This window comes from Kitasatospora sp. NPDC053308 (assembly GCF_055585785.1).
The window spans coordinates 210693-231747 of record NZ_JBVJJY010000002.1 but is presented as its reverse complement, the minus strand read 5'-3'; the positions used below and the strand labels follow the sequence as shown (position 1 = coordinate 231747).

The 21055-nt window shown below is 75.1% G+C and carries 19 protein-coding genes; 9 read left to right on the top strand and 10 right to left on the bottom strand.

All coding sequences use genetic code 11. The features are described from left to right. The first annotated feature begins 513 nt into the window (after positions 1 to 513). A complete protein-coding gene (locus ACZ6Y7_RS06300) occupies positions 514 to 921 on the top strand; it encodes a hypothetical protein (protein ID WP_465756666.1) in 408 nt (135 codons plus the stop codon). 218 nt (positions 922 to 1139) lie between these two features. Continuing rightward, positions 1140 to 1922: a glucosamine-6-phosphate deaminase gene (gene nagB / locus ACZ6Y7_RS06295; protein WP_465756665.1), complete on the top strand. Its 783-nt coding sequence runs from the start codon at positions 1140 to 1142 to the stop codon at positions 1920 to 1922. A gap of 140 nt (positions 1923 to 2062) precedes the next feature. Here the strand turns inward: nagB and ACZ6Y7_RS06290 are convergent, their stop codons facing one another. From ACZ6Y7_RS06290 to ACZ6Y7_RS06280, 3 genes are all read right to left on the bottom strand, one after another. Further along, entirely contained in the window at positions 2063 to 3193 is a 1131-nt protein-coding gene (locus ACZ6Y7_RS06290; protein ID WP_465756664.1) for an aminotransferase class I/II-fold pyridoxal phosphate-dependent enzyme, read from the bottom strand. A 143-nt stretch (positions 3194 to 3336) separates the two neighbouring features. Then, a complete protein-coding gene (locus ACZ6Y7_RS06285; RefSeq protein ID WP_465756663.1) occupies positions 3337 to 3972 on the bottom strand; it encodes a helix-turn-helix transcriptional regulator in 636 nt (211 codons plus the stop codon). A 102-nt stretch (positions 3973 to 4074) separates the two neighbouring features. Next, positions 4075 to 5679 carry a YVTN family beta-propeller repeat protein gene (locus tag ACZ6Y7_RS06280; protein ID WP_465756662.1) on the bottom strand — a complete coding sequence of 535 codons (1605 nt, stop codon included), beginning with the start codon at positions 5677 to 5679 and terminating at the stop codon, positions 4075 to 4077. A 546-nt stretch (positions 5680 to 6225) separates the two neighbouring features. Between ACZ6Y7_RS06280 and ACZ6Y7_RS06275 the strand changes: the two genes are divergently transcribed. From ACZ6Y7_RS06275 to ACZ6Y7_RS06265, 3 genes are all read left to right on the top strand, one after another. Then, complete coding sequence (locus tag ACZ6Y7_RS06275; RefSeq protein ID WP_465756661.1) at positions 6226 to 6987, top strand: (Fe-S)-binding protein; 762 nt, start codon at positions 6226 to 6228, stop codon at positions 6985 to 6987. An 89-nt stretch (positions 6988 to 7076) separates the two neighbouring features. Next, a complete protein-coding gene (locus ACZ6Y7_RS06270; protein ID WP_465756660.1) occupies positions 7077 to 8480 on the top strand; it encodes a LutB/LldF family L-lactate oxidation iron-sulfur protein in 1404 nt (467 codons plus the stop codon). Continuing rightward, positions 8477 to 9169, top strand: coding sequence for a LutC/YkgG family protein (locus ACZ6Y7_RS06265; RefSeq protein ID WP_465756659.1), 693 nt, complete (start codon positions 8477 to 8479; stop codon positions 9167 to 9169). Before ACZ6Y7_RS06270 ends, ACZ6Y7_RS06265 begins: the two co-directional genes overlap by 4 nt. On the opposite strand, the gene ddaH is transcribed toward ACZ6Y7_RS06265, so the two are convergent. Continuing rightward, complete coding sequence (gene ddaH, locus ACZ6Y7_RS06260; RefSeq protein WP_465756658.1) at positions 9150 to 9983, bottom strand: dimethylargininase; 834 nt, start codon at positions 9981 to 9983, stop codon at positions 9150 to 9152. The genes ACZ6Y7_RS06265 and ddaH overlap by 20 nt on opposite strands. A gap of 199 nt (positions 9984 to 10182) precedes the next feature. After that, positions 10183 to 11076 (bottom strand): MBL fold metallo-hydrolase, encoded by an 894-nt coding sequence (locus ACZ6Y7_RS06255; protein WP_465756657.1) that lies wholly within the window; start codon positions 11074 to 11076, stop codon positions 10183 to 10185. A gap of 229 nt (positions 11077 to 11305) precedes the next feature. Here ACZ6Y7_RS06255 and ACZ6Y7_RS06250 point away from each other — a divergent pair, with 229 nt between their 5' ends. Further along, a complete protein-coding gene (locus ACZ6Y7_RS06250; protein ID WP_465756656.1) occupies positions 11306 to 12088 on the top strand; it encodes an SGNH/GDSL hydrolase family protein in 783 nt (260 codons plus the stop codon). Between the two features lie 341 nt (positions 12089 to 12429). After that, entirely contained in the window at positions 12430 to 13908 is a 1479-nt protein-coding gene (locus ACZ6Y7_RS06245; RefSeq protein WP_465756655.1) for a DUF2252 domain-containing protein, read from the top strand. Between the two features lie 62 nt (positions 13909 to 13970). Here ACZ6Y7_RS06245 and ACZ6Y7_RS06240 read toward each other — a convergent pair whose 3' ends face one another. The 3 genes from ACZ6Y7_RS06240 to ACZ6Y7_RS06230 all read right to left on the bottom strand — a co-directional run bounded on the left by ACZ6Y7_RS06240 (position 13971) and on the right by ACZ6Y7_RS06230 (position 16935). Then, positions 13971 to 14657 carry an alpha/beta fold hydrolase gene (locus ACZ6Y7_RS06240; RefSeq protein ID WP_465756654.1) on the bottom strand — a complete coding sequence of 229 codons (687 nt, stop codon included), beginning with the start codon at positions 14655 to 14657 and terminating at the stop codon, positions 13971 to 13973. A gap of 245 nt (positions 14658 to 14902) precedes the next feature. Continuing rightward, entirely contained in the window at positions 14903 to 16375 is a 1473-nt protein-coding gene (locus ACZ6Y7_RS06235) for an MFS transporter (protein WP_465756653.1), read from the bottom strand. Continuing rightward, the gene (locus ACZ6Y7_RS06230) at positions 16372 to 16935 is read right to left on the bottom strand and encodes a helix-turn-helix domain-containing protein (protein WP_465756652.1); all 564 of its coding nucleotides are present in this window, start codon (positions 16933 to 16935) and stop codon (positions 16372 to 16374) included. Before ACZ6Y7_RS06230 ends, ACZ6Y7_RS06235 begins: the two co-directional genes overlap by 4 nt. Before the next feature lie 369 nt (positions 16936 to 17304). Here ACZ6Y7_RS06230 and ACZ6Y7_RS06225 point away from each other — a divergent pair, with 369 nt between their 5' ends. Next, positions 17305 to 18585, top strand: a complete 1281-nt coding sequence (locus tag ACZ6Y7_RS06225) for a DUF5685 family protein (protein ID WP_465756651.1) — start codon at positions 17305 to 17307, stop codon at positions 18583 to 18585. Positions 18586 to 18827: 242 nt separating this feature from the next. On the opposite strand, the gene ACZ6Y7_RS06220 is transcribed toward ACZ6Y7_RS06225, so the two are convergent. Continuing rightward, positions 18828 to 18971, bottom strand: a complete 144-nt coding sequence (locus ACZ6Y7_RS06220) for a hypothetical protein (protein ID WP_465756650.1) — start codon at positions 18969 to 18971, stop codon at positions 18828 to 18830. A 171-nt stretch (positions 18972 to 19142) separates the two neighbouring features. Here ACZ6Y7_RS06220 and ACZ6Y7_RS06215 point away from each other — a divergent pair, with 171 nt between their 5' ends. Further along, positions 19143 to 20399 (top strand): alginate lyase family protein, encoded by a 1257-nt coding sequence (locus tag ACZ6Y7_RS06215; protein WP_465756649.1) that lies wholly within the window; start codon positions 19143 to 19145, stop codon positions 20397 to 20399. Between the two features lie 58 nt (positions 20400 to 20457). Here ACZ6Y7_RS06215 and ACZ6Y7_RS06210 read toward each other — a convergent pair whose 3' ends face one another. Continuing rightward, positions 20458 to 21021 (bottom strand): TetR/AcrR family transcriptional regulator, encoded by a 564-nt coding sequence (locus tag ACZ6Y7_RS06210; protein WP_465756648.1) that lies wholly within the window; start codon positions 21019 to 21021, stop codon positions 20458 to 20460. Positions 21022 to 21055: the final 34 nt, after the last annotated feature.

Genomic DNA, 21055 nt, shown 5'->3' with positions numbered 1-21055 from the left:
TCACCGCCAACGCCGCCCGGGCCGCCGGGAGTTGCCGCCCACCTGCGGGGCCGCCCAGACAGGCCGACGGTACGTACACGGCAGGGGAAAGGGTGATCCAAGGCTTGGTCAAGGCCGCGGCGCTCGCGCGCGGCCGCACGGACCTACCGGCCGCCGCGGCGGTCCGCGGCGCCCCGGGCTGCCGCGAACGTCCACGCACCCTCGGGCACCGGGGGGATCGGGGCCGCCCTGCCGACCGGAGCGGTCCGCGGCGGCCGACCCCGCCGCCGACGCCGCCGCTGACCTCGGACATCGCCGAGCTCCGAGACGGCCCCGCCGAGAGGCCGACGCCGATGAACCGATCATCCGTCAGACGCCGAGCTGTCCGGACTCCGAACATCGGGCGAACGGTTGCAGCACGTAGTTGAACGGTCACCATGAGTGTGACGCAACGCACACCCTCCACCGTCCACAATGTGTGCAAGACTCATCCCAAGGAGTGAGATTCCCTTACTTTCCAAGGAGGTTCGCATCATGCGCACTCGGATCGCAGCTGTGATGATGACGGTGGCAGGGATCGCCGGGCTGACGGCAAGCCCGGCCGTCGCCACCACGGCAACGTCCGAGAACGACACCGCGGCCTGCGCCACGGTGCTCAACCACCCCTGCATCTCGCACCAGGTCGACGGCGAGGGGGTCGTCGGCGTCGCCCAGGTCACCGCCGACCCGGGCCAGTTGACGATCGTGCGGGTCGAGGTCCGCACCCAGGCCGCCTGGGGCAGCCCGTGGGAGACCGCCGCCTCGGCCACCACCGTGCGGCTCGGCTCCGCCAAGGCCGTCACCCCGCGCGTCGTCACCACCGACCTGCACATGGTCTGCGCCACCGCCGGCCCGGCGCTGGACGCGGCCAAGCAGGTCACCACCTGTACCAGCCCGTTCTGACCCGGGAGGGCGGGCCGCCGGGACCCCCGTTCCCGGCGGCCCGCCCGGCCCGCCCCACGCCCCGCCGGGGCCACCGTCCAGCCGTCCGGACCGAAGAACAGGAGGTCAAGGACCGCCTCCGACCGACCCCGGGTGGACCTGGGGCACCCGTTCACGGCAAACTGGTCTAGACCTCGGAGGTCTAGACCTCAGACGCGCCTCAGAACGGTGGACCCAGTATGGAAATCGTGATCGTCCCAGACGCCCCGGCGGCCGGCGAACTCATCGCCGCGGCGATCACCGATCTGCTGACCGACAAGCCGGACGCCCTGCTCGGCGTGGCGACCGGCTCGACCCCGCTGCCGATCTACCAGGCCCTCGCCGCGCGGGTGCGCGACGGCCGCCTGGACGCCTCCCGGGCCCGGATCTGCCAGCTGGACGAGTACGTCGGCCTGCCCGCCGGCCACCCGGAGTCCTACCGCTCGGTGGTGCTGCGCGAGGTCGTGGAGCCGCTCGGCCTCACCGAGGACTCCTTCCTGGGGCCGGACGGCAACGCGACGGACATCGCCGCCGCGGCAGCGGCCTACGACCGCGCGCTGGCCGAGGCCGGCGGCGTCGACCTCCAGCTGCTCGGCATCGGCACGGACGGCCACATCGGCTTCAACGAGCCCTGCTCCTCGCTCGCCTCCCGGACCCGGATCAAGACCCTGACCCGGCAGACCCGCGAGGACAACGCCCGCTTCTTCGACAGCATCGACGACGTCCCGCACCACGTCATCACCCAGGGCATCGGCACCATCCTGGAGGCCCGCCACCTCGTCCTGCTCGCCACCGGCGAGGCCAAGGCCGAGGCGGTCGCCCTCTCCGTCGAGGGCCCGCTCTCCGCCGCCGTCCCGGCCTCCGCCCTCCAGCTCCACCCGCACGCCACCGTGGTGGTCGACGAGGCCGCGGCCTCCCGCCTCAAGCTCGCCGACTACTTCCGCGACACCTACGCGGCCAAGCCCGCCTGGCAGAAGCTCTAGCGCCGCCGCACCTCCGAGGGCGGCCGCGCGGCCGTGCCGCCGGGGCGCCGGTCACCGATCCGTTCGGTGGCCGGCGCCCCGGTTCCGTCCCGGGGTGGCGGTCCGACTCCGTCCCGGGCGGCGGTCCGAGTGCGGGGCGGTCAGCGCTTGCGGAGCCAGCTGGTGAGGGCTTCCAGCGCGGGGGCGGGGTCGCGGCGGCCGACGCCGATGCGGAAGCGGTCGGTCGGGGTGGGGGTGAGCTCGGAGCGGAAGATGCTCGCGGGCAGCAGGAGGACACCGGCCTGCTCCACCAGGCCGGTACAGAAGTCCTCCACGCCGTCCGCACCGAGGTAGCGCGGGAAGGCCACGCAGCCGCCGTCGGGGGCGCGCCAGGCGAAGAGGTCGGCGAACTCGGCGAAGAAGGCGTCGAACAGCGGGAGGTTCTCGGCGACGATGGCGCGGTTTCGCTCCAGGATCCGCTCCCGGGCGGTGATCGCGATCCGGGCCAGCACCTCGCTGGGGGCCGAGTTGCAGATCGTGGTGTAGTGCTTGGCCCGCTCCAGGCGGGAGCGCAACTCGGCGTCCCGGCAGGCGATCCAGCCGATCCGCAGGCCGGGCAGGCCGAGCGCCTTGGAGGTGACGTTGAGCGAGAGGGCGCGTGCGGAGAGGTCGGCGGCCTGGGGCAGGGTGCGGGCCGGGTCGCGTTCCAGGCCCCGGTAGACCTCGTCCGAGAACAACCGGATGCCGCGTTCCTCGCAGAGTGCGGCGAGCCGGGCGAAGTCGGCGGCGTCGATCACCGCGCCGGTGGGGTTGTTGGGGAAGTTGACCGACAGCACCTTGGTGGTGGGGCGCAGCGCCGCCTCGACGGCGTCCAGGTCGAGTGCCCAGTTCCGCCGTTCGTCCAGAGCGACGCCGGTGACCTCGCACAGGGACAGCGGGATCGTCTCGGCGGACTGGTAGTTGGGGGTCAGCACCACGGCGTGGTCGCCCGGTTCGAGCAGCACCCGCATGGCGAGGTTCAGCCCCTCCTGGGCGCCGCCGCAGCAGATCACGTCGTCCGCGTCGACGTGGTCGTACATCCCGGCGATCGCCCGGCGCAGCCCGGGGTCGCCGTAGGTCTCGGTGTAGCCGAGGGCAAGGGTGTCCCAGGCCTCGCGGTCCTCGGGCCCGGCCAGGGCGAGCAGTTCGGCCAGCGTCATGGTCTGGGCGTCGGAGGCGGTGAGGTGGTACCGGGCGGTGAACTCCCAGCGCGAGAAGTGGGTTTCCAGCCGGAAGTCGGGGAGCTGGGGCACGGGGGCTGTTCCTTCCTGGGGTGCTGCGGGTTCGCGGGGCCGCCGGGATTCGCCCGGCCGGCAGGGGGCACGGGCCAGACGCAGTCACACGCCGGACGCAGTCACGATCCGGACGGCGTCACGAGCCGGACGGGGCGGCGGGGTCACGGGCCGGCGGGGTGCTTGAGTTCGGCGAGCAGGCTGTAGGCGGTCGAGCGGGAGATCCGCAGCGCGGTGGCGACGACCGGGACGGCGCGGCGGACGGCGAACACCCCGGCCTCGTCGAGTTCGCGCAGCACGGCCAACCGGTCCTCGCGGGTGAAGCGCTCCAGCGGGCGGCCCCGGGCCCGGACGTGGCCGGAGACGACGTCGTTCATCCGCTCCGTCCAGTCGCGTTCGAAGAGCGGTTCGGGGCGCGGCGCGCAGGGGGCGGCGAAGCCGGCCAGCAGGGCGGCGGCCTGTTCCAGCGGGCCCCGGTCGAGGTTGACGCAGAGCACCGCGGAGGGCCGGCCGGCGTCGTCGCGCAGCACGGCGCTGACCGAGGAGAGCCGGCGGCCGTCGGGCAGGGCCTTCTCGTACGGTCCGTAGACGTCGGGGGCGGAGGGGTCGACCTCGTCGAGTTCGCCGAGCATCGACGGGTCGCCGGGGGCGCGGGGGGTCATCGGGTTCCAGATGGCGAGCACCCGGTCGGTGGCGGGGTCGTGCAGCACCACCTCGGCGTACGGGCCGAGCAGCAGGGCGACCGCGCGGCAGACCGGGGCGAAGGTCCGGACGCGGGGGTCGGTGTTGTCCGCAGGCATGTCCGGACTGTACGTCCGATTCGGACGATCCGTCCAGGACCGGGAGCGGCGGAGGCCCCGCCGTTTCCTTCCGGCGGGGCCTCGCGGGGGTGGAGTCCGGTGCTACTTGCAGGTGATCGAGAGCCCGAGCACGGACGTGCAGCTGCGGGTGGCCGTGCTGGTGGCGGGCGAGGGGTCGGCGGGCACGCCGGCGGTGCGGGCCACGGTGACGTCCCAGGTGCGGATCGCCAGCCCGACGCCGATCGAGAAGTGCCGGGTGGCGCTCGCCCCCTTGGCGAGCGGTGCGGTCAGCGCGCAGGTGAGCTTCCCGGCGGCGACCGTGCAGTCGGTGGAGGTGGTGGTCAGCCCGGAGGGCAGAGCGGCCGCGACGGTGGCCGAGGTGATCGGGTCGGGCCCCTGGTTGGTGAGCGTGACGGTGTAGTCGACGCGGCTGGCGAGCAGCTGGGTCACCGGGGTCGCGGTCAGCGCCACGGCCAGGTGGGCGCCGGGCGCGGTGTAGGTGAAGCGGTCGGCGGCGACGGCCGCGCTGGTGCCGCCGGGCGTGGTGACCCGGACGTCCACCGGGCCGGTCACCGTGGTGGCCGGGGCGGTCGCGGTGCAGCTGGTCCGGGTGCAGCTGAAGGAGGTGGCGGGGCCGGCCGCGCCGAAGGTGACGGCGGTGGCGCCGTTCAGGTCGGTGCCGGTGACGGTCACCGTGGTCCCGCCCGCTCCGGAGCCGGTGTTCGGGGTGATCGCGGTCACGGCAGGGACGGGCAACGGGAAGTTCAGCACCTGGACGGCGTCGGCGGTGAAGTCGGCGAGGTAGCCGTGCCGCCCGTCGGCGCTCAGCGCGAGGGTGTACGGGCTCGCGCCGACGGGGACGGTCGCGGTGACGGTCCGGCCGGCGGTGTCCACCACGCTCAGGGTGTTGTCGGCGTAGTTGGAGACGTACGCGGCCGTGCCGTCCGGGGCGACGGTGACGGCGTACGGGCCGGAGCCGACCGGGACGGTGCCGAGCAGCGCGTTCGCCGCGGTGTCGATGACGGCGGCGGTGGCGTCGTCGCCGTCGGCCACCCAGAGGCGGCTGCCGTCCGGGCTGAGCGCGAGGCCGAAGGCGCTGTGCCCGACGGGAACGGTGCCGCTCACCGTGCTGCCCACGGTGTCGACGACGTTCACCGCCTTGGCGCCGGAGGCCGCCACGTACAGCCGCTTGCCGTCCGCCGAGAGGGCCAGCCCGTGCGGCTCGGCGCCGACCGGGACCGTCGCGGTCACCGTGTCGGTCGCGGTGTCCAGCACGCTCACGGTGTTGGCGGCGGCGTTGCTCACGTAGGCGCGGGCGCCGTCGGCGGAGAGGGCGAGGCCCCAGGGCTGGGCGCCCACCGGCACGGTCGCGGTGACCGTGCCGGTCGCGGTGTCGACGACGCTGACCGTGTTGTCCAGGTGGTGGGTCAGGTAGGCGCGGTGCCCGTCGGGCGACACGGCGACCGCGTAGGAGCCGGTGCCGGCGGTGAAGCTGCCGGTCACCGCCTTGCTCGCGGTGTCCAGCACGCTGACGGTGCCGCTGTTCTGGCTGGTCACGTAGGCGCGGGCGCCGTCCGGCGCCAGGGCGACGCCCGCCGGGTAGGGCGCCACCGGCACCTGGGCGATGACGGCCGGCGGCGGTGCGGCGGCCTGGGCGGTACCGGGCTGGGACAGCAGTGCGGCCGTGGCCGCGGCTATCGCGGTCACGGCCGTCAGGGTCCGGCGGGGGGCTCGGCGTGTTCTCATGCGATCTCCAACTGGTTCAGGGGCCAGGGGCCGCACGAAGCGTAGAAGCCGCCCTGACCGGCCGTCAGGTTGTGATCGGTAATGTCGTCAACTGTTCAGTTTCGACCGTTTCACCGACGTGGCGTTCACCGGGGCAGCGGCCGCTCGCCGCCGGTTCACCGCGGCGGCGTCCGCCCCGGCCCGATCGGGGTCGTGCAGTCGGCCGGTCCCGTGGTGAGGCCGAGCAGGACCGGCCCGGTGGGAGCGGCCACCACATCTCCGAGGGTTTCGGCCCGGACCTGTGGCTCGGCGCGTGATCCCGGCCGCCGCGGGGTGGCCCTCGGCCCGAGCCCGGGCACGGGCACGGGCGCGGGCGCGGGCGCGGGCGCGGGCGCGGGCGCGGGCGCGGGCGCGGGCGCGGGCGCGGGCGCGGCGGCCGAAGTTCCGGCGGCGGCACCGCCCGGCTCGGTACGATCACGAGCCGGGCGATGCCGTCCGGCCGGTGCCGCACGAGTGGAGGGAGCCCGGATGCGGGTCGCGCTGTTCGCCACCTGCGTCAACGACGCGCTGTTCCCGGCGACCGCGGTCGCCACCGTGCGGCTGCTCGAACGCCTCGGCGTGACGGTCGACTTCCCCGCCGGGCAGACCTGCTGCGGGCAGCCGCAGTACAACACCGGCTACCGCCGGGCCTGCGAGCCGCTGGTGCGGCGGACGGCGCGGGCCTTCACGGGCTACGACCACGTCGTCACGCCCTCCGGCTCCTGCGTGGCGATGGTCCGGGACAACTACCCCCGGATCGGCGCCCGCGCCGCCGCCGAGGGCCGGGGCCCCGAACTCGCCGACCTCGCCGCCGACCTGGCGCCCCGGACGTACGAGCTGACCGAGTTCCTGACCGATGTGCTCGGCGTCGAGGATGTCGGCGCCCACTTCCCGCACACCGTCACCTACCACCCCTCCTGCCACGGCCTGCGGCTGCTCGGCCTGGGCGACCGCCCGCGCCGACTGCTGCGCGCCGTGCGGGGGTTGGAGCTGCGCGAGCTGCCCGGCGCCGAGGAGTGCTGCGGCTTCGGCGGCACCTTCGCGGTGAAGAACGCGGCGGTCTCGGCCGCGATGGCCGCCGACAAGATCGCCAATGCCCTCGGGACCGGCGCCCGGGTGCTGTGCGGCGCGGACAACTCCTGCCTGCTGCACCTGGACGGCACCCTGCGCCGCCGGGGCGAGGCACTGCGCCCGCTGCACCTCGCCGAGATCCTGGCCAGCACCGAGGAACACCCCTGGAGGCCGTCATGAGCGAACGGAGCACAGCGGGCGCGGCGGGCACAGCGGGCGTGGCGGGCACAACAGGAAAAGCGGGCGCGGCGGGCGGAACCTTCCTCGGCATGCCCGCCTTCCCACCCTTCCCGCGGGCCGCCGCCCGCGCCGTACGGGACGAGCAGCTGCGCGCCAACCTGCGGCACGCCACCCACACCATCCGCGACAAACGGGCCCGGGCGGTCGCCGAGTTCGCCGACTGGGCGGAGCTGCGGGCCGCCGGCAAGGCGATCAAGGACCACACGCTGCGCCGTCTCGACCACTACCTCGTCCAGTTGGAGGAGTCCGTCACGGCTGCCGGCGGCACCGTGCACTGGGCGGCCGACGCCGAGGAGGCCAACCGGATCGTCGCGGACCTCGTCCGGGCCACCGGTGAGACGGAGGTCGTCAAGGTCAAGTCGATGGCCACCCAGGAGATCGGCCTGAACGAGGCGCTCGCCGCCGAGGGGATCACCGCCTACGAGACCGATCTCGCCGAGCTGATCGTGCAGTTGGGCGACGACCGCCCCTCGCACATCCTGGTGCCGGCGATCCACCGCAACCGGGCCGAGATCCGGGAGGTGTTCGCCGAACGGATGGCCGCCTGGGGCCGCCCCGCACCCGAGGGCCTCACCGACTCCCCCGCCGAACTCGCCGAAGCCGCCCGGCTGCACCTGCGGGAGAAGTTCCTGCGCGCCCGGGTCGCCGTCTCCGGCGCCAACTTCATGGTCGCCGAGACCGGCACCCTGGTCGTCGTCGAGTCCGAGGGCAACGGCCGGATGTGCCTCACCCTGCCGCGCACGCTGATCTCGGTGGTCGGGATCGAGAAGGTCGTGCCGACCTGGCGGGACCTGGAGGTCTTCCTCCAGCTGCTCCCCCGCTCCTCCACGGCCGAGCGGATGAACCCGTACACCTCGCTGTGGACCGGCACCACGGACGGCGACGGCCCGTCCGAGTTCCACCTGGTGCTGCTGGACAACGGCCGCACCGCCGCGCTCGCCGACCGGGTCGGCCGCCAGGCGCTGCGCTGCATCCGCTGCTCCGCCTGCCTCAACGTCTGCCCGGTGTACGAGCGGGCCGGCGGCCACGCGTACGGCTCGGTCTACCCGGGCCCGATCGGCGCCATCCTGACACCCCAACTGCGCGGCACCGCGAGCCCGGTGGACGCCTCGCTGCCGTACGCCTCCTCGCTCTGCGGGGCCTGCTACGAGGTGTGCCCGGTGGCGATCGACATCCCCGAGGTGCTGGTCCACCTGCGCGAACGCGTCGCCGAGCAGGGCGGGCACCCTCTGGAGCGGGCCGCGGTGGCCGCCGCCGGGTACGTCCTGGACCACCCGGCGGCGCTCGCGGCGGCCGAACGGATCGCCGGTCGCACCCGTGCGCTCCACCCGCGCCGGCTGCCCGGGCCCGGACGGGCCTGGACCGACACCCGGGACCTGCCGGAGGTACCGGCCGAACCGTTCCGCGACTGGTGGCGGAGGAACCGCGCATGACGGCGACCACGAGGGATCTGGTCCTCGCCCGCATCCGGGCCGCCCTCGGCGAGCCGGGCGGGGCGCCCGGGGGCGCGGAGGACGGACCGCCGCTGCCGCGCACCTATCTGACGGCCCATGTGCCGCCGGACGACCCGGCGGCGCTGGCCGACCTGCTGTACCGCAACCTGGCCGACTACCGGGCCCTGGTGCACCGCTGCCGGGAGGACGAACTCCCGGAGCGGATCGCCGGGTTGCTCACCGCGCGGGGCAGCCGGACGGTCGCCGTGCCGGACGGGCTGCCCACCGGGTGGCTGGCGGCAACCACCGCCGCCGTCGACCTCGTCCCGGACGACGGCACGCTCACCGCCGCCCGGCTCGACGCCGTGGACAGCGTGGTCACCGGCTGTGCGCTGGCCGTCGCCGAGACCGGGACGATCGTGCTGGACGCCGGTCCCGGCCAGGGGCGGCGGCTGCTCTCGCTCGTCCCCGACCACCACGTCTGCGTCGTCCGGGTGCCGGAGCAGGTCGTCGCCTCGGTGCCGCTCGCGCTGCCGCGCCTGGACCCCCGGCGGCCGCAGACCTGGATCTCGGGGCCGTCCGCGACCAGCGACATCGAGCTCGACCGGGTGGAGGGGGTGCACGGGCCGCGCACCCTGGAGGTGCTGCTGGTCACCCGCGGGACGGAGCTCACGCCGGGGAGGGCCTGAGCTCCAGGGTGCAGCACTTGGCCCCGCCGCCGCCCTTCAGCAGCTCGGAGACGTCCACCGGGATCGGCTGGTAGCCGTGGTCGGCGAGCCGGCCCGCCAGGTTCTTCGCCGTCTCCGGCAGCAGCACCCGGCGGCCGTCGGAGACCGCGTTCAGCCCGAACACCTCCGCGTCGGCGCGGTCGGCGAGGATCGCGTCCGGATAGAGCGCGCGCAGCACGGCACGGCTCTCGGCGTCGAAGGCCTCCGGGTAGTACATGACGTGGTCGTCGGAGAGGACGGCCAGGGCGGTGTCCAGGTGGTAGAAGCGCGGGTCGACGAGGGTGAGGCTGACCACTGGGACGCCGAACAGCTCGCCCGCCTCGGCGTGCGCGGCGCGCGAGCTGCGGAAGCCCGTCCCGGCGAGCACCCGGCGGCCCACCACCAGGTGGTCGCCCTCGCCCTCGTTGACGTGCCGGGCGCGGTGCACCTCGCGGAAGCCGCGGGCCCGGAACCAGTCCTGGTAGGCGCCCGACTCGGCGGCGCGCTCCGGATGGCGGAAGGTCGCCACCAGGGCCCGGCCGTCCAGCACCGTCGCGCCGTTCGCGGCGTACACCATGTCGGGCAGGCCGGGCAGCGGCTCGATCAGCTCGACGGTGTGGCCGAGCCGGCGGTAGGTCCGGTAGAGCCGCTCCCACTGGCGCAGCGCGAGTGCGGTGTCGGTGGGCTGGGCCGGGTCCATCCAGGGGTTGATCGCGTAGTCCACGGTGAAGTGCGTCGGCCGGCACATCAGGTAGCGCCGTGGTCGCGCGGTGCGCTCCGGGGTCTGCGTGGGCATGGCTCGACCGTCCTTGGCTCGCGGGGAGAGCCGGGGTTCCACCGGTGCGGAACGCCGCTCTGCTTCCAGTGGCGGCTGCCCCGGCTGGACCGTTCGCACACCCGCGCGGGCGCTCCCGGTGGACGCACGCCCCCGCGCAACCGGCGCGAGCCCCGGCGCACGGGCTCCCCCACGCGGTTCCGGCGGCTGCGCGCCCGGGCTACCAGCGGACCGCGGTGAAGTCCACCGGCGCGGGCCGCAGCTTCCGGGCGCGTTCGGCGAGCGAGCGCAGCCGGCGGTCCGCCTCCTCCCCGGACATCCGGCGCCGGTCCCCGTGGCCGGGCAGCAGCCACTCGAAGCGGAGCACGCCCAGATTGCGCTCCAGCGAGGCGGCCTGCTCCTCGATCGAGTACCAGGTGACGGCCTCCTGCACCTCCACGTCCCCGGTGGTGCGGGACCAGTAGAGGCTGTCGCCGCTGAAGCAGTACCGCTGGTCCGCGACGTACAGCACGCTGCCGAGGGTGTGGCCGGGGAACGGGAGGGCGACCAGCCCGGGGGAGACCTCCACCGGCCCGGTGCCGCGCAGCACCCGGTCCGCGTCGGGCGCGGCGGCGAGGTCGCCCTCGTGGATCCACAGCCGGGCGCCGAGCCGGTCGGCCCACGCCCGGCCGTGCGCGGCGTGGTCCCGGTGGGTCAGCAGGACGTCGGTGACCGGGCCGAGCTCGGCGTACCGGGCGGCCAGCGACTCGCTGTAGCGGGGCGTGTCGACCATCACCCAGCCGGTGGGACGGCGGCAGAGGTAGGAGTTGGCGCCCGCCGTCCATCGGGAGTTGTGGCCGAGCAGCAGCACCCCGTCGTCGAGCGCGAGGGGGAAGGGGTCGGAGCCCGGGTCGAGCAGGCCGGAGCCGGGGCGGATGGAGCGGGGCGGGCAGGCGTGCGCGGCGGCCCGCAGCTGTCGCAGCTCCGCCTCGCCGCGCGGCTGGCGGACCAGCTCGGAGCGGCCGGCGTGCTCGCGGACCAGCCCGGGCGCGAGCTGCCGGGCGACGTCGCAGTTGGTGCAGCGGTCGTCGATGGACCAGTTCTCGGACGCGTCGGAGCGCGGGTGCGTGCCCATGGCTGCCTTTCCCCGAAGGACGGCGGCCGGGGCGGCCGCTCCCTTCGAGCATCGGCCGCTCGGCGCCACAAGCGATAGGGGGTAAGGATCTTGTGCTTTCCGGGACGGGGCGCTCTGAGCGGCAGGGCGGCCCTGGCGGACGGCCGGCGAGGATACGTGGTCCATCTCACGTGCCACCAGGGTCACCTACGGTGGCGTAGGTCACTTGATTGGGTGAACTATCTCTTTCATGCCGAACCTCCAGGAGACCCTTGACCTCAGTTCGTACGCCGCCCTCGGGGACAGCTTCACCGAAGGCCTGAACGACCCCGGAGTCGACGGCAGGTTCGCCGGCTGGGCCGACCGCCTCGCGGGGATGCTCGCCGGCGGCCGGCCCCCGGGCGAGTTCCGCTACGCCAACCTGGCGGTGCGCGGCCGGCTGCTGGACCAGATCGCGGCCGAGCAGGTGCCGCAGGTCCGCAGGCTCCAGCCCGACCTGGTCACCTTCTGCGCCGGCGGCAACGACATCCTGCGCCCGGGCGCCGACCCGGACGAGGTGGCCGAGCGCTTCGAGGCCGCCGTCGTCCGGCTCACCGAGGCCGCCGGGACGGTCCTGATCTGCACCGGCTTCGACACCCGCGACGTGCCGCTGCTCAAGCACCTGCGCGGCAAGATCGCGACCTACAACGGGCACATGCGCGCCGTCGCCGACCGCAACGGCTGCAAGGTGGCCGACCTGTGGTCGCTGCGCTCGGTGCAGGACCGCCGCGCGTGGAGCGAGGACCGCCTGCACCTGTCCCCCGAGGGCCACCAGCGGGTGGCCCTGCTGGCCGCCCGCTCGCTGGGCCTGGCCACCGAGCAGGACCCCGAGGCCCCGTGGCCGGACGCCCGCGTGCTCACTCCCGCCGACCAGCGCCGGGAGAACATCCAGTGGGCCCGCGAGCACCTGATCCCCTGGGTCGGACGGCGCCTGCGCGGCGAGTCCTCCGGCGACCACGTCGAGCCCAAGCGGCCGGAGCTGCTGCCGCTCTGACGGGCTGACGGGCCGCTCCGACGGCGGACGGGCTGCTCTGACGGGCTGACGGGCTGACGGGCTGACGGGCTGACGGGCTGACGGGCCACTCCACCGGACGCGTCGGGCGGTTCGCCGCAGCGCCGCCGCGTCCCGTGGAGGGCAGTCCGGCACCCGTCGGAGCGGCCGTTCCGCACCCGCCCGGGGCGGCCGTTCCGCACCGGCCGCCCCGGGCGGGACGAGTCTCACCCGCCCCACCGGAACCACCGCACCGCCCCGGACGTCACTCCCCCCGTGAACCATCCGCGCAGGTCGCGGGCGGGTAAGGGACCGGAAGGGACGGGCGGGGCGCGGTGGCGCGGATGACCGAGGCAGTGGACGGGGCGGAGCCGAGAACGGCAGGAGGCCGGGGCGCACCGCGCGTCGGGGCCCAGCAGGGTCCGGACCGCGCGGACGGCCGGGGCGGGCCCGCCCGGCGCGGGTTCGCGGTGGCCGGGTTCGCGCCGGCGCAGGACGGCCGGGCGCGGGAGCGCGGGAAGGCGCTGCGGGCGCGGCTGCCCCGGGAGCGACACGCGGAGTTCGCCCTCGGCGCCGGACGGCCGACCGCCGTCGAGGCGATCGAGGCGTCGAACGCGGGCCGGATCGCCGAGCTGGTGCCGATCCGGGTGGGCCGGATGGCCGCCACCCCCTTCGCCTTCCTGCGCGGTTCGGCCGGACTGATGGCCGCCGACCTCGCGGGCACGCCCGCGACCGGGGTGGACGTCCAACTGTGCGGTGACGCGCACGCCGCCAACTTCGGCCTGTACGGCGACGCCCGCGGCCAACTCGTGATGGACATCAACGACTTCGACGAGACCGTGCCCGGCCCGTGGGAGTGGGACGTCAAGCGGCTCGCCGCCAGCCTGGTGCTGGCGGGCCGGGAGGTCGGCGCGAGCGAGAGCACCGCGCGCGAAGCCGCCGCGCACGTGGTCGGCTCGTACCGCCGGACCCTGCGCACGCTGGCCAAGCTGCCCGCGCTGGACGCCTGGAACGCCGTCGCCGACGAGCAGTTGGTGTCCTTCGCCGAGGCGCACGACCTCGCGGACGTGCTGCGCAAGGTCGGGGCCAAGGCACTCGGCAACACCAGCGCGCGCTTCGCCGCCCGCAGCACCACCCGTACGCCGGACGGCGGTTGGCGCTTCACGGCCGCTCCCCCGGTGCTCACCGAGGTGTCCGACGCGACCGCCCGGGCGGTCGCCCACGCGCTGGGCGCCTACGTGGCGACGGTGCCCGCCGAGGTGCGCGCCCTGCTGTCCCGCTACCGGGTACAGGACGTGGCGTTCCGAGTGGTGGGCACCGGCAGCGTGGGCACCCGCTCGTACGTGGTGCTGCTCACCGACCACCGGGACCAGCCGCTGGTGCTGCAGGTGAAGGAGGCCCGGCCGTCCGCGCTGCTGCCGTACCTGCCGCAGGTGGACCGGGACGGCCACGAGGGCCGCCGGGTGGTGCTCGGGCAGAAGCACATGCAGGTGGTCAGCGACACCCTGCTGGGCTGGACGACGGTCGACGGACTCCCGTACCAGGTACGGCAGTTCCGCAACCGCAAGGGCAGCGTCGACCCGGCGGCGCTGCAGCCCTCGCAGCTCGACGACTACGCGCGGATCACCGGAGCCCTGCTGGCCCGGGCGCACGCGCACACCGCCGACCCGGGCCTGCTGGCCGGGTACTGCGGCAAGGGCGACGCCCTGGACGAGGCGATCGCGGCCTTCGCCGTCGCCTACGCGGACCGCACCGAGGCCGACCACGCCGATCTGCTCACCGCCGTGCGCAGCGGGCGGCTGCCCGCCGAGCACGGCGTGTAGCTCCCGGCGGGTTCGGCGGGAAAGCGGTTCGGTGGCAGGCCGCCGTTCGGCGAGGGAGCGCTTCAGCGGGAGAGGAACGGCGCCACCACGGCGACGAACTCCTCGGGCCGGGCAGCGTGCACCAGGTGTCCGGCCTCGACGGTGACGAGGCGGCAGTCCGGGATCCGCCGGACGAGTTCGGCGATCCGCTCCTGGGGGACGGGGCTGGCCGTGCCGCCGGCCACCGCCAGGGTGCGGGCGGTGATCGAGGCGAGCCCGGCCCGCCAGGCCGGGTCGGGCTCGTCCAGCTGGGCCTTCACGGCCCTCACCATGGCCCAGTCGAAGTGCACGTCCTGGTCCGGGTCGTCGGGCGGCACGCTCGCGGGGCGCGGGTACAACGCGGGGATCTCCTCCAGCACCAGCCGGCCGATCCGCCCTGGCGCGGCCTGGGCGAGGAGCTGGGCGACGGCGCCGCCCATGGAGTGGCCGACCAGGTCGACGCGGTCCAGGCCGAGCGCGTCGAGGAAGGCCAGCACGTCGTCCCGCATGGCCTGCAGGCTGTACGCCCCGGGCCGGCCGCTGTCGCCGTGGCCGCGCAGGTCCAACGCGTACACGTGGTGGGCGGGCGCGAGAGCGGGCAGGACGACGTCCCAGTCGGAGCCGCGCTCACCGAGGGCGTGCAGCAGCACCAGGGGCGGGCCGTCGGCGGGTCCGCTCTCGCGGTAGGCGAGCGTCACGTCGGGCAGGTCCACGGTCCGCGTCTCGGTCATCTGGGCTCCTTCGTGGATGCCCCCGGCTTCAGTCGGGGGAGGAAACGAACTTCCCGCGCGGCGGGACAGGTTGCGGCGTTTCGCCTTCTGGGCGGACCAGGCGGGAATCCCCCTCGTCCACGAGGGGGAGGAGGTCAAGCCCACCACGGTGCGGTCAGCGCCCGGCCGGTGGTCGGGCGCCCGCCTCCGACTCAGCGGACGGGTATCCGCCCTCCGGCTCAGCGGACGGGTACCCGCCCTCCGGCTCAGCGGACGGGAGTCCGCGTCCGGCTCGGTGCGGCCGGCTCGGCCTCGGGCTGCTCCCGGGTGGTGGCGCGGCCGGCCAGGACGGATGCCAGGACGGCCAGTCCGGCCACCGCCGCGCAGACCGCGCTCGCGGCCAGGTAGGCGGAGCGGTGCCCGCCGCCGGCGGCGGTCTGCCGCAGGTAGACCCCGGACAGCGCCGAGACGGCGACCGCCGCCGCGATCCGCTGCGCCATCTGCAGGATCGCCCCGCTGACCCCGGCCGCCTCGGCGGGCGCGTGGCGCAGCACGTAGGCCTGGTTGGTGGAGCCCATCAGGCCGATCGAGGCGCCGCCGAGGAGCTGCAGGAAGGCCAGCAGCCAGGGCAGGACGGCGGCGGGCGACCAGTGCGCGACCAGTCCGCTCGCCAGCATGGTCAGGGCGGAGCCCGCCATGCCGACGGTGACGGTGCGCCGGCCGAAGCGCTGGACGACCCGCCAGGCGAGCGCGGAGGCCACGCCCATGGCCACGGCGGAGGGCAGCGCGACCAGCGCGGCGCCCATCGGGGAGAGTCCCAGGCCGTCCTGGAGGAACATGGTGAGGACCAGCGAGGCGGCCAGCGAGGAGCCGAACTGGGCCATCGCCGTCGCCGTGCCGAGCGCGTACGGCGCGGAGCGGGTGAGCGCGGGGTGGATCAGCGGGTGGCCGCCGGCGCGGGCGTAGCGGCGCTGCCACCAGGCCAGGGCGCCGAGCAGGAGCAGGGCCACGGCCGCGAAGGCCGACCAGCCGGTCCAGCCGGGCGGCTGCACGAAGGGCAGCATCAGGACGAGGGTGAGCACGCCGACCAGCAGGAGGCCGACCAGGTCGAGGTCGGCGTGCCGGGCGCTGGGGCGGGGCCTGGGCAGGTGGCGGACGGCCAGGACGACGGTGGCCAGACCGAACGGGACGTTGAGCAGGAAGGTCAGCCGCCAGCCGAGTTCCGGGCCGGCCGCCGCCAGCACCGCGCCGCCGATCGGCGGTCCGAGGGCGAAGGCGAGGCCGCCGGTGACGGCGTACATGCCGAGGGCGCGGGCCCGCAGCTGACCGTCGAAGACGTCCTGGAGGGTGCCGATCATCTGGGAGTTGACCAGTCCGGCGCCCGCGCCCTGGGCCAGCCGGGCGGCGATCAGCACCCCGGGCTCGGCGGCGGTCGCGGAGACCAGGCTGACCAGGGTGAACAGGGCGAGCCCGGTGACGAAGAACCACTTGCGGCCCTTGACGTCGCCGAGGCGTCCGCCGGGGATCAGCGCGAGACCGAAGGCGAGCGAGTACCCGGCGACGATCCACTGCAGGTCGGCGGGCCCGGCGTGCAGGGTCTCCCGCAGGGCGGGGATGGAGGTGTTGAGCACGGACTGGTCAAGCAGAGTGGTGAAGCCGCCCGCGACGCAGACCAGCAGGACGCGGCGGCCTGCCGCGTCGAACCGCTCCTTCGCTATCGGGCCGGTGGCGGCGCTCACGGCTCGACCACCACCAGCGCGTACCGGGCCTCACCGGGGCCGAGGCTGCAAAAGCGGCTCGTCCCGGCGACGTAGCGCAGGCAGTCACCGGGGGCGAGCAGCTGCGGCTCGCCGTCCACCGTCAGCTCCAACTGCCCCTCGAACAGCCAGAGGTGGTGCTCCCGGCCGGGCACGCAGGCGCGGTCGTACGCGATGTCCGCGCCGGCGGGAAGCCGGCCCTCGACGATCTCCGCACGCAGCGAGCCGTGCGGCGGCGAGACCGACCGGCGGACGAAGCCGGTCTCGGCGTCCCGCCAGACCTGCTGCTCCCCGGCGCGCACCAGTCGCGCCGGGCCCGCCTCCACCTCGGCGAGCAGCCGCGACATCGTCCGCCCGTGGACGGCGCACAGCCGCCCGAGCAGCGCCGCCGTCGGGCTGACCTCCGCCCGCTCCACCCGCGACAGCGTCGACCGGCTGACGTCCGCCAGCCGCGCCAACTCCTCCAAGGTCCAACCGCGTTCGAGCCTCAGCTCGGCGAGGCGCTGTGCCAGCCGCTCGTCGGCGGCCGTGTCGATTCCCATATTCGCGATGCTATCCCGGATATGAGATCCCCTCGGCGGGCTTTCCGCCAGCGTGCCGGATGCCGTGCCGGGGCCCGTGCCCGGTCACGCGCCGCGTCGACGTGACGGGCGCAGCCCACTGCCGCGGCGCCGCCCGTCTCATGGCCTCCCCCGGCCGTACTCCTGGCCGTACCCCCGGCCATACCCGGCGCCGTACTCCCGGCGCCCGGCGGGGAGTTCTCGGCGCCGGCCCGGACGGCCTCCGCCGGGAACCGGACTTGCACGCGGGCGCCTCCTGCTCGTTGAGGGCTCGGCCCACGCGCGCCGCTGATCATATGATGTGCGGCGAATCGTGGCCGGTCAGCGGCCCGAGAGGCGAGGGGGACGATCGTGTTCGGCATCATCAGACCGTGCAGGCACCGGCTGTCCGAGCGGCTGCAGGCCTCCTGGATGGCCCACCTGTGCGGGCTCTGCCTCGCGCTGCGCGACGACCACGGCCAGCTCGCCCGGACCGCCACCAACTACGACGGTCTGATCATCTCCGTCCTGGTCGAGGCGCAGGCCGACCGGGAGGACTCCTCCTGGCGCCGCACCGCCGGGCCCTGCCCGCTGCGCGGCATGCGGACCGCCTCCGTCGCCAAGGGCGAGGGCGCCCGGCTCGCCGCCGCCGTCTCACTCGCGCTCGCCTCGGTGAAGATCCGCGACCACGTCGAGGACCGCGACGGCGTGTTCGCCCGCCGCCCGGTCGCCGCCGGGGCCCGCGCGGTCACCCGGCGCTGGGACCGACAGAGCGCCGGCAGCGCCTCGACGGTCGGTTTCGACACCGCCGTCCTGCTCGAAGCGGCTTCTCGGCAGGGCGAGTTGGAACGCTGCTTGCGGCCCGGCGGGTCCGTCCTGCTGGTCACCGAGCCCACCGAGACGGCCACCTCGGCCGCCTTCGCGCACACCGCCGTGATCGCCGGCCGACCCGGCAACGCGGCCCCGCTCGCCGAGGCCGGGCGGCTCTTCGGCCGGCTCGCCCACCTGCTCGACGCCGCCGAGGACCAGGCCGCCGACGCCGCCTCCGGCGCCTGGAACCCGCTCACCGCCACCGGCACCGACCGGGCCGAGGCCGAGCGGCTCTGCCGCGACGCCGTGCACGGCATCCGGCTCGCCCTGCGCGAGGTCGAACTGACCGACCGGGCCCTGGTCCACGTCCTGCTCGCGCACGAGACCGAGAGCGCCGTCGACCGGGTCTTCGGCGCCCGGCACGCGGGCTCGTGCCGCGCCAAGGGCGGTGGCGCGGTGGAAGACCCGGTGCACGGGCCCTCCGGCGAGCACCCGCACGACGCGCCGCCGCGCCAGGCGCCGCCCGGCCAGGACCCGACCGCGCCGGTCCCGCCGTGGATCCCGCAGGGACCCGGCTTCACCCCGCCCGGCGAGAAGCCGCCGCGCCCGCGCAACCTGCTGGCCGGCTGCGCGGTCTGGGCGCTGATGGCCTGCACGTGCCAGCTGCTCTGCTGCGAGCACGACGATCCGTTCAGCCGCCGGCGCCGGAAGGGCTTCTGCGAGCGGCACGACTGCTGCGACTGCCCGGACTGCTGCGACTGCTGCAGCGGCTGCGACGGGTGCGGGGACTGCTGCAGCTGCTGTGACGGCTGCGACTGCTGTGACTGCGGCTGCGACTGCTGACCCGCCGTCAGCCGCGCGCCCCGACGGCCGCCCTCCCGGTCTCCCCCGCCGCCCCCGACTGCTCGGTCCCGGCCGGTCCGGGGTGCCCCCGCAGCACCCCGGACCGGTCCACGTCCGCGAACCCCGCGCCCGCGGCCACGCCCGCACCCGTGGCCGTTCCCGCGCTCCCGGCCGCGCCCGCAGCCGCGCCCGCGCCCCGTAGCCAGAGCGGCAGCACCGCCACCGGGCGCCGCGCGGCGACCTCAGGCCTCACGCCCCGCCGCCTCCCGGTCCGCGGCCAGCGAGTTCTCCAGCCGTGTCAGCAACTGCCGGAACCTTTCGGCGTCCTGCTCCGTCATCCGCCCCTCGGGCGCCGCCCCCGGCCGCTCGACCGCTCTCTCGTCCATGCGCCCGACGCTAGGCGGCGACGATCAACGGCCGATAAACGCCGCCGGGAGCCGCCAGCGCCTGGCATGTTCCGCACACCCGGGGTTGGTGGTTCAATGCCTCAGGTTAGGAAGGTTTCCTAACGAGAGTCACGACCGAGCACGCCCCTCCCCCGAGAGGACGACGTCCCCATGGGCCGTAGCACCGTCAGGACACTGGTCGCCGGAGCGGCACTCTCCGCCCTCCTGCTGCCGCTCGCCTCCGCACCGGCCGGCGCCGGCGCGTCCACCACCACCGCGTCCATCACCGCGTCCACCGTCGCGTCCGCCGTCGGCGCCCCGGCCGCCGAACGCCCGCGGCAGGCCGCCTTCCAGCACCCCGGCGTGCTGGTCGGCGCGCAGCAACTCGCCTTCGCCAAGGGCAAGGTGGCCGCCGGGGCCGAGCCGTGGAAGTCCGCGTTCGCCGACCTTCGGGCGAGCACGTACGCCTCCCCGGACTGGAAGCCGAAGCCGCGCGCGACCGTGGAGTGCGGCTCCAGCTCGAACCCGAACAACGGCTGCTCCGACGAGCGCGACGACTCGATGGCCGCGTACACCCAGGCCCTGCAGTGGGCGCTCACCGGCGACCACCGGCACTCCGACAAGGCGATCCAGATCATGGACGCCTGGTCGGCCGTCATCAAGGAGCACACCAACAGCAACGCCCCGCTGCAGACCGGCTGGGCGGGCAACAACTGGGCCCGCGCCGCCGAGCTGATCCGGCACACCGGCGCCGACTGGCCCACCGCCTCGGTGAACCGCTTCGCCACCATGCTGCGCACCGTCTACGTGCCGCAACTCACCCCCGGCAGCCCGCGCAAGAACGGCAACTGGGAGCTGATCCAGACCGACGCCCTGATGGGCATCGCGGTCTTCCTGGACGACCGCGGCCTCTTCGACCAGGCCGTCGACCTGTGGCGCAAGCGCCTGCCCGCGTACGTCTACCTCTCCTCCGACGGCCCGCTGCCCGTCCCGCCGCCACGCGCCGGGATCGAGGGCCGGTCGGCGCTGGTCACGTACTGGAACGGCCAGTCCACCTTCGTGGACGGGCTGGCGCAGGAGACCTGCCGGGACTTCGGCCACACCGGCTGGGGGCTGGAAGCCGCCGCGCAGACCGCCGAGACCGCCCGGCTCCAGGGGCTCGACCTGTGGGCCGAGGGGCGCCAACGGCTGATCAAGGCCCTGGAGTTCCACACCGCGTACGACAACGGCGCGAAGGCGCCGGGCTGGCTGTGCGGCGGCGCGGTGAAGACCGGCCTCGGCCCCGCCGTGCAGCTCGCGTACGACGAGTACCACCTGCGCGAGGGGATCGCGATGCCGCAGACCCAGAAGTACGTGGCCGCGCACAGCCCGTTCGGCGCGAACTACTTCATCGGCTGGGAGACGCTGACCCACACCGACGCGCCCTGACGGGAATGCCCCCGGCCGGGCCCCGCGCCTGCTGCTGGACGCGGTGCCCCGCCCGCCACTACCGCGCGAGCGCCGCGTCCAGCAGCACGCGGGCGGCCTCCTTGGCGTCGGCGGCGGCCGTCGGGTCGCCGTGGACGGCGGCCGTGGTGATGGCCCCCTCGGCGAGCAGGGCCAGGTGGGCGGCGGTGGCGGGCGGGGCTCCGGCGGCCTCGGTCAGGGCCGCCAGGTAGGCGCCGAACTCCTCCTTGTGGTGCCGCGCGGCGGCCGCGACGACCGGCGTGGTGGCGCCGAGTTCGCCGAAGGAGTTGACGAAGGCGCACCCCCGGAAACCGGGCTCGGCGAACCACAGGCCGAGCCAGTCGAAGACCGCGAGCAGCCGGTCCCGGGGCGAGCCGCCGGCCCGGGAGACGTGCACGGCCAGGCTCCCCCGCCAGCGGCCGTCGCGGCGCAGCAGGTACGCCTCGACCAGGTCGGTCTTGGACGGGAAGTGCTGGTAGAGGCGGCGCATCGTCACGCCCGAGGCGGTCCGGACGGCGTCCATGCCGACCGCCTGGATGCCCTGTCCGTAGAACAGCTCCTCGGCCGCGTCGAGGATGCGGGTCCGCGGGTCTTCCTGCTCCATCTGCCGTGCCCTTTGCGCGAGAACGATGATTCTC